Genomic DNA, 14,916 nt, shown 5'->3' on the forward strand with positions numbered 1-14,916 from the left:
GCGCTTCAGCATTGGGGGGATGAGTGGCGGCGGCCTTCGGGCCGCCTCCACTCAGCCAAGGAGTGGGCCCTCCGGATCCGGCCCTACGCGTCTCTCCTGAACCTCAGTGTCACGAGCTGGAACGGCCTCAGCACCATCGCCGCGGAGCTATCGGGGCCGCGCTCAAGGCGGGCAGCGGCCGCCTCGCCGCTCGCCCACGGACGCTCGAGGAGGTCCACAGAATCGACCGACGCCGCCGGGAATCCCGGAACCACGTTCGCTTCCGCCCGTTCGCCGCGTGACTCGTAGAGCCGCACCACGACGTCGCCCGTGCCGTCCTCGGCGAGCTTGACTGCCTCCACCACGACTGCCGCATTGTCGACCGCCACGAGCGGAGCAGCTGGGCGGGCACCGTTCACGAACCTCGGCTCGAGGTTCGTCCGGTAACCCTCCTCGACCGCATCCGCGATTCCCGCAGCGGGCCGTACGGTCACCGTGAAGGAGTGCCGGCCCTGGTCCGTCTCCGGGTCCGGGTAGCGCGGGGAGCGCAGCAGCGAGAGCCGCACAAGCGTCGTCGTGCCCCCGTCCGAGCGCACGCTCCGCGTGACGTCGTGCCCATAGCTCGAGGAGTTGGTGAGCGCGACTCCGAACGATCCCTCGCCGACATGGATCCAGCGGTGGGCGCACGTCTCGAACCGGGCCCAGTCCCACGAGGTATTGGTTGCGATCGGCCGGAACACGTGGCCGAACTGGATCTCTGAGGCGGATCGTTCCGCCCTGAGGTCGAGCGGGAAGCCGAGCTTGAGGAGCTTCTCGCGCTCGTGCCAGTCGACGGTGGTCTCGATGCGGAGCGACGGCGAGCCCGGCGCCAGCACGAGGCGCTGGCTGACGCTCGAGCCGCCGAATTCCCGCCGCACCTCGACCGCCGCCTCACCGTCCGCACCCGCCGACGCGTTGACCGACGATGCTTCCTCAAGCCTTGTGCTGGCCCGCCGGTAGAACACGTCGACGTCCCACGCATCCCACTCGTTCGGAGTGTCACGGTGCAGTTCGAGCAGGTTCCCCGCGTGGCCCGGCGATATCGTCTCGCGGCCTCCCCCGGCCTCGCGCAGCGACACGAGCAGGCCGCGTTCGTCGACTTCCGCCCGTACGAGCCCATTGTCGAGGACCCACGTGCGTCCGTCGGGCGTCGTCTGCTCGCTCACGTGCGCGCCCCGAGCCGAGGGCGCGACGTCGCCGGCCCCCAGCGCTGGAACGCCCCCGCGGGCGTGCGGCGCAGCGTTGAGCAGGAGGCGAGTCTCCCCCTCGCCGACGACGGCGCGGGCGGCCTCGGCGATGATGCGCTCAAGCTCGGCCTCGACGGCGGCATAGTTGCGCTCGGCGTCGTGATGGACCCAGGCGATGGCGCTTCCCGGCAGGATGTCGTGGAACTGCTGCAGGAGCACCGTCCGCCAGAGCCGCTTGAGTTCGGCAGCGGGATAGGTGGCGCCCGCCCGGACGGCCGCAGTCGCGCACCAGAGCTCGGCCTCGCGCAGGAGGTGCTCGCACCGGCGGTTGCCCCGTTTCGTCGCCGCCTGGGTCGTGTAGGTCCCACGGTGCTTCTCGAGGTACATCTCACCGGTCCACACCGGCGCGTCGCTGTACTCGGCCTCCGCTTCCGCGAAGAAGTCGCCGGGGCGCCCGAGCTCGACCCGGGGCGAGCCCTCGAGGTCCCGCGCGCGGTGCGCGGCCGCGAGCATCTCGCGCGTGGGCCCGCCGCCCCCGTCGCCGTAGCCGAAGGGCACGAGGCCCATGGTCGCGCGGCCCTTCTCGCGGAAGTTCCGCTCGGCGTACGCGAGCTCCGAGGCCGCGAGGTCCGAGTTGTAGTTGTCGGTCGGCGGGAAGTGCGTGAAGACGCGGCTCCCGTCGATGCCTTCCCAGTAGAAGCTGTGGTGTGGAATCCGGTTGACCTGGTTCCACGAGGTCTTCTGGGTGAGGAAGTAGCGGGCGCCGGCGGAACGGACGATCTGCGGGAGGGAGGCCGAGTAGCCGAAGGAGTCCGGCAGCCAGCACTCCTCGCACTCGACGCCGAACTCCTCGAGGAAGAAGTGCTTGCCCTCGACGAACTGCCGCGCCATCGCCTCACCGCCCGGCATGTTGCCGTCGGCCTCGACCCACATGCCCCCGACGGGCACGAAGCGCCCCTCGGCGACCTTCTCCTTGATGCGTTCGAACAGGTCCGGGTAGAGCTCCTTGATCCATGCGAGCTGCTGGGCGGAGGAGCACGAGAACGTGAACTCGGGATCGGCGTCCATGAGGGAGACCACGTTGGAGAAGGTCCGGGCGCACTTGCGCATGGTCTCGCGGACGGGCCAGAGCCAGGCCGAGTCGATGTGGGCGTGCCCAGTCGTCACGAGCCGGAGCGAGCTCGCGGTGGCCGGGGCAGCGAGCACGCCGGCGAGCGCTTCCCGTCCGGCCGCCGCCGTGCCGGAGACGTCGTCGGGGTCCACGACGTCGCACATGCGCTCGAGGGCGCGGAGGATCTCGTACCGCCGCGGACGGTCCATGGGAAGCTCGTGCATGAGCCCGCGGCTGCTGTAGACGTCCTGCACGAGCTCCCACACCTCGTGGTCCCGCTCGGCGAGCACCATCGGCCCGAGGCGGTAGAGGGGCTCGCGGCTCGACGTCTCGAGGTCGCCCTGGGCCGTGGGCACGAAGCCCCAGTTCAATGCAAGGTCAGGGTTGGCGGCCGCTTCGACGTAGAAGACGACGCGCGAGCCGCCGCCGAGCTCGGCGAGCGGCACGTAGCGGTTGCGCGGGTTGATGGCCTTGATCGGCGTGGCCTCCGGCGACCATGCGAGCCCCTCGCACTGGAAGCCCGGAACCTGCGGCGAGAAGCCGAGGTCGACGACGGCCTCCACGTCGAAGCCCTGCCCGCCCCAGTCCTCGGGCACCTCGGCCGAAAGCCGCAGCCAAGTGGTTCCCCACGTCGGCCCCCAGGCATCGCCTTCGGCGGTGGGCCGGTACGCCTGCTCGAGCGCTTCGTTCACGGAGACAGGCTCACCGGGAGCGTCCCAGCGTTCCGCCCTCAGGGGGAGGCTGCGGCGGTAGACGGCCTGTTCGAGCCGGTCGCGGAGAAACCTGTCGATGCGCGCTTCAGTGATGAGCCGATCGTCGTGCACGTGCGCTCTCGCTCCAATCGATGGAGTAACGGACCCCTTTTCCAACCTACTCGACCGTAGTCAGGAGTGGAAGCGCCCGCCGTCGGCCGTGGGCGGAGAACCAGGGGTCAGGAGAGCAGCCGCTCGTGCCCTGCGTAGACGTTGAACCCGGTGCCCCGGCTGAACCCGATGAGGGTCACGCCGGACTCCTCGGCGAGCTCGACGGCGAGCGAAGAGGGCGCGCTCACCGCCGCGAGCACGGGGATTCCCGCCATGGCGGCCTTCTGCACGAGTTCGAAGGAAGCGCGGCCCGAGACCTGCAGCACGGTGCCCGCGAGCGGGAGGCTGCCCGAGCGCAGCCCCCAGCCGACGACCTTGTCCACGGCGTTGTGCCGCCCGACGTCCTCCCGGAGGCACAGCAGCTCGGCGGAGGTCCCGCCGTCGTCCACCCGGAACAGCCCCGCCGCGTGCACGCCGCCGGTCTTCTCGAAGAGGGCCTGGGCTTCACGGAGCCGGGCCGGGAGCCCCGCGACGAGCTCGGGGAGGAGGCGCACGCCGTCGTCCGCGGGGCTGTGGTGCCCCGCGCGCCGGACGGACTCGATCGAATCCGTCCCGCAGATCCCGCACGAGCTCGACGTGTAGACGGCACGTCCCTTCTCCGGCATGGGGACGTCCGGGCGCAGTTGGGCCTGCACGACGTTGAACGTCTGGCGGCCCTCCTCGTCCTCGCCGCCGCAGAAGCGCTCGGCGATGATCTGCCCCGGCTCCCAGACGACACCCTCCGAGACGAGGAAGCCTGCCACAAGGTCGAAGTCGTCCCCGGGAGTGCGCATCGTGACGCTGTACGAGAGGCTCCCGGAAGGCGCCGCGAGGCGGATCTCGAGTGGCTCCTCGACGGCGAGCACGTCCTCCTTGTCCCGCACCGGGTACTCGCTGTCGAGGACGAACTTGCGCACGCGGCGCCGCTGGCTCAGCCGGCCCATGGGAATCCTTCCGTCGATGCTCGTGGGACCATCCTGCCCCTCTCGGCTCCTGAAGGCGAGGCGGGCCGCGCTCGGGGCGGCCTCACGCGTCGAGCCCGCTCCAGTCGACGGGTTCCTTCGACGTGACGCTGCGTCGCTTCGGCTTCGGTACTGCCAGCGTGGCGGGTTCCGCGAGCGGCCGCCCCCACGGGAGAGGCAGCGCCTGCACGGGTTCGCCGAGCTGGACGCCGTGCGGCGGGATCACCATGACGCCGTCGGCGCGCGCGAGCCCGCGGAGCATGCCCGCCCCGCTCGCTCCTGCGGGCGAGGCCATGCCGTACATGCGCCGGAACGGGACGAGGCGGGTCCGTCTGAGCTCGGGCTCGAAGACCGTTCCGGACGGCAGTTCCACGGCCCCAAGCGGCTCGCGCCCCGCGAGGGAAGCGAGGAGCGGCTCCCCCACGGCCAGGAATCCCATGACGGCTGCGAGCGGGTTGCCCGGGAGCCCCACGAAGAACCGGCCGTCGGGCAGTTCCGCCAGGACGGTGGGGTGCCCTGGCCGCATCGAGATGCCGTCCACGAGCAGGCGTCCGCCGAGTCGGGCCACGACGTCCCGCAGGTGATCGGACTCGCCTTTCCCTGTGCCACCCGTGGTGATGACGACGTCCGCCGGGCCCAGGGGGCCGGCCCCCGGCGCTGCCGGACCGCCAGCATCGTCGTCGGCAAGCGCGGCGTGCCACTCCTCTGCGCCGTCGCCGATCTTGCGCTGGCCCACGAGGACGCCGCCGTGGGCGGCGACGAGCGGCGGGATGAGGAAGCTGAAGACGTCGCGGACGCGGCCCGGCGCGGGGACCCCGGACTCGACCACCTCGGAACCCGTCCGGACGATCCGCACGAGCGGCCGCCCCTCCACTGGGAGCTCGTCGTACCCAGCAAGCGCCGCAAGCGCGAGCTGGGCCGGGCCGAGCTCGGTCCCGGCCGCCAGCAGCACGTCGCCAGGCTGCGCCTCCTCCCCCGCCGGGCGGATGTCGGCCCCGCCGGACGGCGCCCCGGGCGGGGCGGCGGGGCTGAGGCGCAGGTGTGGGAGGCCCTCCTCGTCGGGCGCGATCTCACCGTGTTCGCGGCGCAGGACGGCGCGGGTCCCCGGCGGCAGGACACCACCGGTCACGATGGGGCTCGCCTGGTGCGCGGCAAGGGGCTCCCCACGCTCGGCGAGGATCCACGGGCCGCTCCCGCTCACGGCCCAGCCGTCCATGGCCGACGACGCGTAGTGCGGCATCGGGGTGAGCGCGGTGAGGTCCTTGGCGAGGGCGCGGCCCGCGCACACGGAAAGCGGGGCTTCGACGGGCGGGATGGGAGAGCCCGCGGCCGCCGCCGCCGCGCGGGCCTCCGACCACGAGTGGTGCAGGGAGTGCGCGGCGCCCGCGGCGCCGTCGGTCATTCCCCGGACCCGGACCGTTCGGCCCGCGACTTCAGGGTCTTGCGCGCGAGGTCGATGGCCGATTCCATGGCGGTCTTCTCCCCGGCCTGGCCGCTGCCTGCGGCGAACCCGGCCGCGTAGGCCGCGATGAAGGTCGTGAGCGGTGCGGCGGGGCGCACGACTCCGTGGGCCGCCACTCCCGCGAGACCGAGCACGGCGTCGATGTCGACTTCGAGCCCATCGAGCTCGAAGGCCTCGACCAGCTCGGCGCACCATGCCCGCAGGATCTCGTCGTTGTCCGTCTCGGGCATCTCGGGCTCCTCGAACTCGCTCTGCGCGCCCGGTCCGTCCGGGCGGCGGATGCCCCAACGCTCCGCGGAGGACCACGTGTCGACATCGTCGGCGAGGCCGGGCGTCAGGCGCAGGGGCTGCACCGACAGCCTAGCAATGAGATCCCGCAGTGGACGGTCGGCGAGGCCGCCGCCGTCGGCCAGCGCGGCGAGGGCCTGCTCGAGGGGTCCCGAGCGGTAGACGCTGAGCAGCGGCTGCTGCCGGCCGGCGTCGTCCTCGCCGAGCACGACGTCGGCAGCCGGCTCGCGCGCGCAGGCCTCGAGGAGCGGCGCGAGCGCCTCGTCCGCAAGCGGGAGGTCGGCCGCCAGGACGGCAACCCACGGCGCTGCCTCCTCTCCGCCCCCGTCCTCGTGTGAGGCCGTGAGCGCGGCGACCCCAGCGCCGAGGGCGGCCACCGGCCCAGCGAACCGCGGCGACTCGCGCGCCCAGCTGAGAGGAGGGGCCGTCCCTGCTCGGGAGCCGACGCGCTGGCGCGGGCCGACGACGACGACCCGGCGGGCATCGCCCACCGCGGCGAGGGCGCGCTCAAGGAGCGTGACGCCCTCGTACACGAGCTGCGGCTTGGGGTAGCCCCCGAGTCGTGAGGCCCGTCCTCCGGCCAGGATGACGGCGTCGAAGGCAGGAACCGCCTGGGGCGTGCTCAGGCCGCCGACTCCGGGAGGAGGAAGGGGCTCCACTGGGCCACCGGCTTCTCGAGCTCCTTGATCTGCCAGACGGTGCCGACCGGTGCCTGGGGAATGAAGCGGAGCTTCCACCCCATCTCGCCGGGAGTGTGGTCTCCCTTGACGTTGTTGCACCGCAGGCAGCAGGCGACCAGGTTCTCCCACGTGTCCTTGCCGCCACGCGACCTGGGCAGCACATGGTCGATGGTGTGCGCCGTCTTGCCGCAGTACGCGCACAGGTGCCCGTCCCTGCGCAGGACCCCGCGTCTGCTGACCGTCGCGGTGTGCGTTCTCCGGGGTCTGATGTAGCGGTTGAGCAGGATCACCGACGGGCGTCCGAGCACATCGCGTGGACCGACGACTGGCTCGCCGTCCTCCGCCACGATGCTCGCCTTTCCGGCGAGGACAAGCACGAGCGCTCGGCGGAAGCTGACCACCGCCAGCGGTTCGTAACCGGCATTCAGGACGAGTGTGCGCATGCTGCGTTCCTCTTCACGGCCGCACCCGATCAGGGGCACAGGGCCGGCTGCCCTGTGCATGGTCGGGCTGATCGACTCTCTTAGAGTACTGAACGAATTTGCAGTTGTACGAACTGGCGTCGTCTTGGGGTGCAAGCTGTATCCGACTGTTCACTCTCGTGACACCTCGCGGGGGCACTCGGGACGAGCCGCGACATCGGCCGGCGGGAACGCACAACGGCGCCCCTCCGTCAGGAGGAGCGCCGTTCGAGCGGAAGGTCCGGGATCAGCGGTCGACGTGGATGAAGACCGGGCCGGAGCCGACGTTCACGCTGTAGAGGACGGTGTTGTCGCCGTCCCAGCCGCCGTGCACAGCCATGCCGTTGCCGACGTAGACAGCGATGTGGGCCATGCCCATGCCGCCGTTCTGGTAGTACACGAGGTCGCCGGGCTGGGCCGCACCGGCGCTCACGATGTGGCCGAGGGACATGTAGTCAGCCGGCCAGCCGTGGAAGTAGATGCCGACAGCGGCAAGCGCGTTCGTCACGAGCATCGTGCAGTCCTGGTGGACGCCGAGCTGGGCGTACGCGGCAGCAGCGATCGCGGCACCCTTCCCGCTCGAGGACGCGGCGGGAGCCGTCTGGACGGCGGCCGTCGCGGTTGCGGTGGTGGCGGCCGCAGGCGCGGGGGTGGTGTCCGCAGCCTGCGTGATGGTCGTTGCAGCCTGCTGCACCGCGGGGGCGGGCGTCGGGTCCGCGACAGGAGCCGGGGCCGGAGCGGCCTCGGAACCGACAGCGGGACGCTCGAAGCTCACCTGAGCACCAGCATCGGCGGCGACGTGGGCGTCGACGGCAGTCTGAACCTGGAGGGCGGTCGGCGCGGAGGCCTCACGCTGAGTGGGGAGCTCGGCGGCGTTGGCGGCAACGCCGCTGGTCAGGACGAGGCCCGAGGCGGCAGCGATCACAGCAGCCTGGCGGCCCATGCCGCCGGCGTTCTCCGTCATAGCCTTCGCGATGATGGCGATGGACGAGGTGTTCTCGGCCCGGTGCCGAGCGATTCCAGCACGAGTGGACATCTGGGGCGTTTCTCTCTTTCGTCGCCCGCGTGCCGTTGGGGGTCTGGCACACGGATGGGGTCGCGGCCGTTGGGGACGGCCGTGAACCCTCACGGTCAGGGGGTCAGCGGAACGTATAGAAACCGGAACCAGCGGCTTGCGGATGCAGGCCGGAAACCGACTTCTTTGACGCGACGACGCCCGCGGTACGGGCGCTGTCGACGTCGGAGAGGACCGAGGCTTTGCGCTGCAGCTTGTTTGACACGGGCGAGCCCGTGGCAATGGTCAAGCGTGCCGCAGCGGCGACGGCCGTACGACCGACGATGCCTGCGTCGCCAGGGGTGGCCGGAGCGACAGCCGCGGTGCGGCTGCTGCGGACCGGCGTGGCCCGACGACGCGCAATGACGTTGCGTGACGACACAGAGGTAGCCTCTCCCAATGCCTGCGAGGTGAGCTGTCGGGTTCGGACTGGAAGTATCCGGCCTCCCGGTGCAAGCACCGGGCTGCTTTACCCCAAGGACCTCCGTGAGGAGGCCCGAAATTGGTTCCCCCGCCCCTGCCATACGGTTGTGCGAACGGATTCCGGCCAGCGGCAGAGCTAGGCAATCTGACCGGATGTTCCATCTTGGTTGGAGTTGGAACAGGAATGAGCGTAGCCGACTTCGCACGGAAAGTCACATTAGGATCACAGCAAGATCTCAGATGATCACGGCTGGGGCTCGCCCGAGGCCCGAAAAGGGCTGAGAACAGGGAGTTTTGGCCGATTTGAGCCGTGATCTCCCACTTTCGGCCTTCGTGGTGGCCCCGTGTCGTTCATCACTGGGAGGGGTGGTCGTGATCTCCCCGTAACCTTTACTGAGACATCGCTCGCGGCTAACCCGACGGTGATTGTCCAAGAACTGGATTTTCTCGTCTCGGCGTGTTCGAACGTGTGAGGTCTTCCGGAGCAGCTAAGGTGCCCACACGCACCCTCCTTGGCCGTCAAGCCAAGAGCACGCTACGGGAGCGAGACGAACACGTGCGCGGCGACCTCGACCGGAAGCTCGAGTGCGCCGTCGACCGTAGGGGTCCGCACGGAGATGTAGTCGCCGACGCGTTCGAGCGCGAGCTCGGCGCCTGGGCGGATGCCACCCTCGTCGAGCTGCGCGAGAAGCTCTGGATCCACCTGGATGGGCTCCGCCAGCCGGCTCACGACGACACGGGAACCCGTCACATACGCACCCATAGCATCGACGAGCGTGACGACTCCCGCAGTGAAACCAGCCGCCGGCTCTCCCCCGAGCGCCTCGAGGCCGGGAATCGGATTCCCGTACGGGGACTCGCTCGGGCGGCCCAGGAGGTCGTAGAGGCGCCGCTCGACGCGCTCGCTCATGACGTGCTCCCACCGGCACGCCTCCTCGTGAACGTAGGCCCAGTCGAGTCCGATGACGTCGGAGAGCAGCCGCTCCGCGAGGCGATGCTTCCGCATGACCTCGGTCGCACGCTTCCGGCCGTGGGACGTGAGCTCGAGGTGGCGGTCCCCCGTGACGACCACGAGGCCGTCGCGCTCCATGCGGGCGACCGTCTGGGACACCGTGGGGCCCGAATGCCGAAGACGCTCTGCGATGCGCGCCCGGAGGGGAACGATCCCCTCCTCCTCGAGCTCGAGGATGGTGCGGAGGTACATCTCAGTGGTGTCGATGAGGTCGGTCATGCGGTCAGCGGCTCCTTGGCGGCAGAACAGCGGGGCCCGTATCCGCGGGAGGAGCAGGCGGCACGAGGCGATGCAGGGCCAGTCTAGCTTATTTTGAACTGCTCAGATTAGGGTTGATCCCGTCGGTCCGGGGGGCAGGGGTGCGTCGTGCCCGCGTCTCCAATTGGCCCGGAATGAAACGGGTGCGGCAGACTGTTCGGGGGCGGAAGGAGCCTCCGCCCGGAATCGTCGCAAGGAGCACCGTGAGCGAAACGACCAAGCTGGACATTCCTGCCGACCTCCTCCCGGCCGACGGCCGATTCGGGGCCGGCCCATCAAAGGTGAGGCAGGAGCAGGTGGAGGCGATTGCGGAAGCTGGGGCAAAGCTCCTCGGCACGTCGCACCGCCAAGCTCCGGTCAAGAACCTCGTCGGCTCGATCCGCGAAGGGCTCTCCTCCTTCTTCAAGGCTCCCGAGGGCTACGAGGTGATCCTGGGCGTGGGCGGCTCCACGGCGTTCTGGGATGCCGCATCGTTCGGGCTCGTGCGTTCGAAGGCCCAGCACCTCTCGTTCGGCGAGTTCGGTTCGAAGTTCGCCAAGGCCACTGACAAGGCGCCGTTCCTCGAGGCTTCGAGCATCCGCACGTCCGAGCCCGGCACGCGCCCTGAGCCCGAAGCCGAGGCCGGCGTGGATGTCTACGCGTGGCCCCAGAACGAGACCTCGACCGGAGTCGCGGCTCCCGTCCGCCGCGTCGAGGGCGCGGACGAGGGCTCGCTCGTCCTCGTCGACGCGACGAGCGCCGCGGGCGGCCTGGACGTCGACGTCGCCGAGGCGGACGTCTACTACTTCGCCCCCCAGAAGAACTTCGCGTCCGACGGCGGGCTGTGGCTCGCGCTGTTCTCTCCCGCGGCGCTCGGACGCGTCGAGGAGATCAAGGCTTCCGGCCGCTGGATCCCCGACTTCCTCGACCTGAAGACCGCGGTCGACAACTCGAAGCTCAACCAGACGTACAACACGCCGAGCCTCACGACGCTCGTGGGCCTCAACACCCAGGTGAAGTGGCTCAACGACCAGGGCGGCCTCGACTGGGCGGCGAAGCGCACGGCGGACTCCGCCAACCGCATCTATTCGTGGGCCGAGGCCTCCGACTTCGCGACCCCGTTCGTCTCCAACCCCTCGGAACGCTCGAACGTGATCGCGACGATCGACTTCGACGAATCTGTCGACGCAGCCCAGGTCGCCAAGATCCTGCGCGCGAACGGGGTCGTCGACACCGAGCCCTACCGCAAGCTCGGCCGGAACCAGCTCCGGATCGCGACCTTCGTGGCCATCGAGCCCGACGACGTCACCAGGCTCACGCAGTGCATCGACTACGTGGTGGGCGCGCTGCGCGACTGACGCTCGCGCCCTCAGTCGATTTCGTCGTCGATGTCCGTGATGCCCTCGGCCTCGAGCTCCTCCTCGGGGTCGAGGGCGTCGCCTGCATCGACCGGGTGGCCCGCGCCCTCGTCGGACTCGGCCTCGTCGGACTCGCCCTCGGACTCGTCGGCTTCGGCCTCGTCGGCTTCGGCCTCGTCTGATTCAGCCTCGTCGGCGACCTCGATGCCCTCGGCGGCGGCGTCGAGGATTGCCTGCTCCCGCTCCTCGGGCCTAATCCGCTCCGACCACGGAACCCACTCGGGCGCCAGCACGGAGTCCTCGCTCGGCAGGACGCCCAGCTCGCTCACCGTGACGATCTTCGACCGCGAAACCCTCGCGACCGTCACGTACCACTGCCAGCCCCGGTAGCCCGGGCGCACGCACTCGAAGAGATGCGTGACGAGCCGTTCGCCTTCGCTCTTTGCCCCGAGATGCCGGCCGACCTGTTCTGGTTCGACGACGTCGAGGAGCGCGGCACGAGCCGTCTCGACGGCTCCCGCAAGGAGCGTGTCCGGCTTGCCGACCCGCCAGACCGGCACGCCCGCGCGGGGCCTGATCGCTGCGCCTGTCGCCGCACCGACCGCAGTGCTCGGGGAAGGATCCTGACGCGCCATGTCAGACGTCGAGCTGATCGGCGACGCGGCGGAGGGCGGCCGCAATGGTCGCGCCCTTCTCGGGGTAGGTCCCCTTGGCAAGCTGCCCGGAAAGGTCGTCGAGGACGCTCACGAGGTCCTGGACGATCGGAGCGAGCTCGCGAGCGGGCATGCGCTTGGCCCGTGCGACGGATGGGAGCTTCTCGAGCACCCGAACGCCGAGCGCCTGCGGGCCGCGCTTGCCCTCTGCCACGCCGTACTCGAGCCGGGTTCCGGTCTTGATCTCCCCCGCGCCGGCGGGGACGGCGCTGCTCGGCAGGAAGACCTCGTGCCCGTCATCGCCCGCGATGAACCCGAAGCCTTTCGCCTTATCGAAGAACTTGACCTTGCCAGTGGGCACCGCCCTGACCCCAATCTGTTGACTGCTCGAAGAAGAGAGATAGCGGGCGCGATAGGCGCGAGCCGCTCTTCCTAGATTACTGCGTCCCGGCCAGCCACGGACGCGCCGAAGGCGCTCGCACTGTTAGGTTTGGATTTATGGCGCCAACATTCCGCCGCGTCGCCTCGTGGGGCGGCGCCGCCGTCGCAGCCTTCTCCTTCGCGATGGTCGCGCTTGCGTTCGCCCTGGCCGCCTCGGGGAGGACGCCTCCCGGCTGGATGGCCGCCGTCGTGCTCTACGGTCTGCCGCTCGCGTTCGCCTGCATGGGCGCATCGCTCCTCGCGGCTTTCCTCGAGAGGAGGAAGCGCTAGGGGCATGTCATCGATCCGCGCACTCGCCGAAGAACTCTCCGCTCGGGGCAACGACGCTCTACGACGCCTCTTCGCCGCCAGGCCGGACCTCATCACGCCCGGCGTTCCCGACTTCGCCGCGCTCGCCGCCCGCGCCTGCGCGAGGGTCAGCCTCCAGCGGGCCCTCGAATCCCTCTCCAAGCCCCAGCTCCAAGTCCTCGAGGCGCTCGTCCTCACGACGGACGAGGACGAAGGCCGCAGCGGCAGCGCCGTCGAGCTGCGCCACGCCGTCGGCAATGCGACCCTCGGGACTCTCGACGCGATCCTCGGGGAGCTCTCCCAGCTCGCACTCATCTACCGGGCAGACCCGCCGGACTCGATCCACTCGGCCTCGGGGAGCCGGCGGCGCTATTACCAGCCCGTCGCACGCGTCAGGGAGGTGCTCGGAAGCTATCCCGCAGGGCTCGGCCGCTGCTACACCGAGCTCACGTCGGTCTCACAGTTCTTCGCGGAAAAGGCCGCGGACATCGTCAACGCGATCCCGGCCGCCGCACAGCAGCAGCACGTCGAGCACCACATCGCCGCTGCGTACGCCCTCGAGCGCTGGGCAGGGCTCCCCGAGGCCCTCGAGAGCGCCCCCGCCAAAGCCCGCGAAGTCCTCGCCAAGTTCACGAACTGGCCCGTCGGCGCAGTGCCCCACGCGGAGGCGCGCGTGCGTCCCGGGAGGAAGACCGACAATCCCGTCGACTGGCTCCTCTCGCACGGCCTGCTCGTCCCCCTCGACGACGAGCACGTCGAGCTCCCCCGCCCTGTCGGCCTCGCCCTGCGCGGCGGCCGCATCGTCCCCGAACTCGCGCTCGACCCGCCGCCCGCGCCCACGGCGACCACGAGCACGGCCCTCCGCCGCAACGCGGCGCTCGGCGCGATCGGCGAGATCCTTCGGCTCGTGAGCGGGCTGGCGGTCGAAGCATCCGGACGGCCCATCGAGACGCTTCGGGCAGGCGGAGTCGGGACGCGCGAACTGCGCCGGCTGACCGCTGCCCTCAGGGCGGAATCCGACCAGACGGTCCTCGCCCTCGAGGTCGCCGCTGCCGCCGCCATCATCACGCTCGACGTCGACACCTCGACCTGGCGCGCGACGGGAGCAGAGGAATGGCTCGCGCTCCCGCGCCCCGACCAGTGGCTCCTCTTGGCGGCCTCGTGGCTCGACACGCCCCGGGTCGCGTCGCTGGCGATGGCCAGCGCGGGCAGCGACCAGCTGGCCCCCCTTGCGGGCGAGGGGCAGCGCCCCGACGCGGCGGCCGTCCGACGGCGCGTCCTCGAAGTCGCGGCCGAACTCAGCGGTGAGGCGAGCAGCTCGGAGGGGCGCGCCGTCGTCGTCCGCGCCGAGGACATCCGGGCCCGCCTCGAATGGGCTCAGCCCCGCCTCGCGCGGCGCCTGCGCGGACTTCTGGACGGAGTGCTCGCCGAGGCCACGATGATCGGATTCATCGGGTCCGGCGCGATGACCAGGGCCGGATCCGCCGTCCTGCGCGGAGACTACGACGGCCTGCGCTCGCTGCTCGACGAAATCCTCCCGCCGAGCGTCGACCGCGTGCATCTGCAGGCCGACCTCACCGCCGTCGCCCCCGGATACCTCGAGCCGGGCCTTGCGCGGCGCCTCGCCCTCCTCGCCGATCCGGAGGGGCGAGGGCCTGCCACGATCTACCGGTTCTCGGCGGCAAGCCTCCGCCGGGCCCTCGACGCGGGCGAGGACGCGGCGTCGATCTCCGCGTTCCTCACCCAGCATGCCGAGGCGGGCCTCCCGCAGCCCCTCGCCTACCTCATCGAAGACACGGCGGGCCGGTACGGGCGCATCCGCATCGGGCGGGCAGGGTCGTTCATCGCGAGCGACGACGAGGCAGCCCTCGCCGGCCTCCTCCGCGAGCCCTCGGCACAGCAGCTCGGCCTCACCCAGATCGCACCGACGGTCCTCGTCAGCAATGCGACGCCGCAGGAGGCCGCGACCGTCCTCCGCGAACTCGGCCTGGCGCCCGCCGTCGACTCCTCCTTCGACCCGCTCGTCCGGCTCCAGCGGGCGCGGGGCGGCACGGGGGCCACGTCACTCGCGAGGCCCGAGCCCCGGCCGCCCGTCCCGGCCGCGGACGACGTCGAAGCCCAGCTCGCGATCCTGCGGAACCAGTCGGCGGTGGTCGCCAACGGCGACGAGGCTGCGCCCATGCTCGGGATCGAGACCCTCCAGAAGGCCATCCGCCTCAAGCGCGCAGTACGCTTGAATATCGTCGACGCGCTCGGCAACTCCACTGTGGAGGAGCTGCGCCCGGTCTCCATCTCCGCGGGCCGCGTGCGCGTCTTCGACCCCGAACGGGAAACCGAGCGCGTGCTCAGCGTGCACCGCATCATCGACGTCGAGCTGGCCTGAACTGCGGCCGGCCCGCAAGGGAGGCCAGCATGCCGCATACCAAGGAAGCGCCGAAC

Annotated in this window: 13 protein-coding genes and 1 riboswitch; of the genes, 3 read left to right on the plus strand and 10 right to left on the minus strand. The window is 70.8% G+C overall.

The genetic code is table 11. The features are described 5' to 3' along the window. Positions 1-83 precede the first annotated feature (83 nt). The 8 genes from E6A21_RS12950 to E6A21_RS12985 form a co-directional block, all read right to left on the minus strand. Positions 84-3,140 carry an alpha-mannosidase gene (locus tag E6A21_RS12950; protein WP_138444576.1) on the minus strand — a complete coding sequence of 1,019 codons (3,057 nt, stop codon included), beginning with the start codon at positions 3,138-3,140 and terminating at the stop codon, positions 84-86. A 107-nt stretch (positions 3,141-3,247) separates the two neighbouring features. Further along, positions 3,248-4,102 carry a formate dehydrogenase accessory sulfurtransferase FdhD gene (fdhD, locus tag E6A21_RS12955; protein ID WP_138444577.1) on the minus strand — a complete coding sequence of 285 codons (855 nt, stop codon included), beginning with the start codon at positions 4,100-4,102 and terminating at the stop codon, positions 3,248-3,250. An 82-nt stretch (positions 4,103-4,184) separates the two neighbouring features. Then, positions 4,185-5,522 carry a molybdopterin molybdotransferase MoeA gene (locus E6A21_RS12960; protein WP_138444578.1) on the minus strand — a complete coding sequence of 446 codons (1,338 nt, stop codon included), beginning with the start codon at positions 5,520-5,522 and terminating at the stop codon, positions 4,185-4,187. Beyond that, a complete protein-coding gene (locus E6A21_RS12965; RefSeq protein ID WP_246036487.1) occupies positions 5,519-6,529 on the minus strand; it encodes an NTP transferase domain-containing protein in 1,011 nt (336 codons plus the stop codon). The genes E6A21_RS12960 and E6A21_RS12965 overlap by 4 nt, the downstream gene beginning before the upstream one ends. Continuing rightward, on the minus strand, positions 6,493-6,993 hold the full coding sequence (locus E6A21_RS12970; protein WP_138444579.1) for an HNH endonuclease: 501 nt from the start codon (positions 6,991-6,993) through the stop codon (positions 6,493-6,495). The genes E6A21_RS12965 and E6A21_RS12970 overlap by 37 nt, the downstream gene beginning before the upstream one ends. A 265-nt stretch (positions 6,994-7,258) precedes the next feature. Beyond that, on the minus strand, positions 7,259-8,047 hold the full coding sequence (locus E6A21_RS12975; protein ID WP_138444580.1) for an NlpC/P60 family protein: 789 nt from the start codon (positions 8,045-8,047) through the stop codon (positions 7,259-7,261). A 103-nt stretch (positions 8,048-8,150) separates the two neighbouring features. Next, positions 8,151-8,447, minus strand: coding sequence for a hypothetical protein (locus tag E6A21_RS12980; RefSeq protein ID WP_138444581.1), 297 nt, complete (start codon positions 8,445-8,447; stop codon positions 8,151-8,153). A 4-nt stretch (positions 8,448-8,451) separates the two neighbouring features. Further along, positions 8,452-8,624, minus strand: a riboswitch (cyclic di-AMP (ydaO/yuaA leader). Positions 8,625-9,023: 399 nt separating this feature from the next. Further along, complete coding sequence (locus E6A21_RS12985) at positions 9,024-9,719, minus strand: iron-dependent transcriptional repressor DtxR (protein ID WP_138444582.1); 696 nt, start codon at positions 9,717-9,719, stop codon at positions 9,024-9,026. A 242-nt stretch (positions 9,720-9,961) separates the two neighbouring features. Between E6A21_RS12985 and serC the strand changes: the two genes are divergently transcribed. Further along, positions 9,962-11,095, plus strand: a complete 1,134-nt coding sequence (gene serC, locus E6A21_RS12990) for a phosphoserine transaminase (RefSeq protein WP_246036488.1) — start codon at positions 9,962-9,964, stop codon at positions 11,093-11,095. Positions 11,096-11,106: 11 nt separating this feature from the next. Here the strand turns inward: serC and E6A21_RS12995 are convergent, their stop codons facing one another. Both E6A21_RS12995 and E6A21_RS13000 read right to left on the minus strand, forming a co-directional pair. Next, a complete protein-coding gene (locus E6A21_RS12995) occupies positions 11,107-11,730 on the minus strand; it encodes a DUF3027 domain-containing protein (protein ID WP_138444584.1) in 624 nt (207 codons plus the stop codon). 1 nt (position 11,731) lies between these two features. Further along, positions 11,732-12,109 (minus strand): cold-shock protein, encoded by a 378-nt coding sequence (locus tag E6A21_RS13000; RefSeq protein WP_138444585.1) that lies wholly within the window; start codon positions 12,107-12,109, stop codon positions 11,732-11,734. A gap of 137 nt (positions 12,110-12,246) precedes the next feature. On the opposite strand from E6A21_RS13000, the gene E6A21_RS13005 reads away from it, so the two are divergent. Beyond that, positions 12,247-12,459, plus strand: a complete 213-nt coding sequence (locus E6A21_RS13005; RefSeq protein WP_138444586.1) for a hypothetical protein — start codon at positions 12,247-12,249, stop codon at positions 12,457-12,459. Between the two features lie 4 nt (positions 12,460-12,463). Then, entirely contained in the window at positions 12,464-14,860 is a 2,397-nt protein-coding gene (locus E6A21_RS13010; protein ID WP_138444587.1) for a helicase-associated domain-containing protein, read from the plus strand. Positions 14,861-14,916 lie beyond the last annotated feature (56 nt).

The sequence above is a fragment of the Sinomonas susongensis genome (assembly GCF_005877005.1).
GTDB lineage: Bacteria > Actinomycetota > Actinomycetes > Actinomycetales > Micrococcaceae > Sinomonas > Sinomonas susongensis.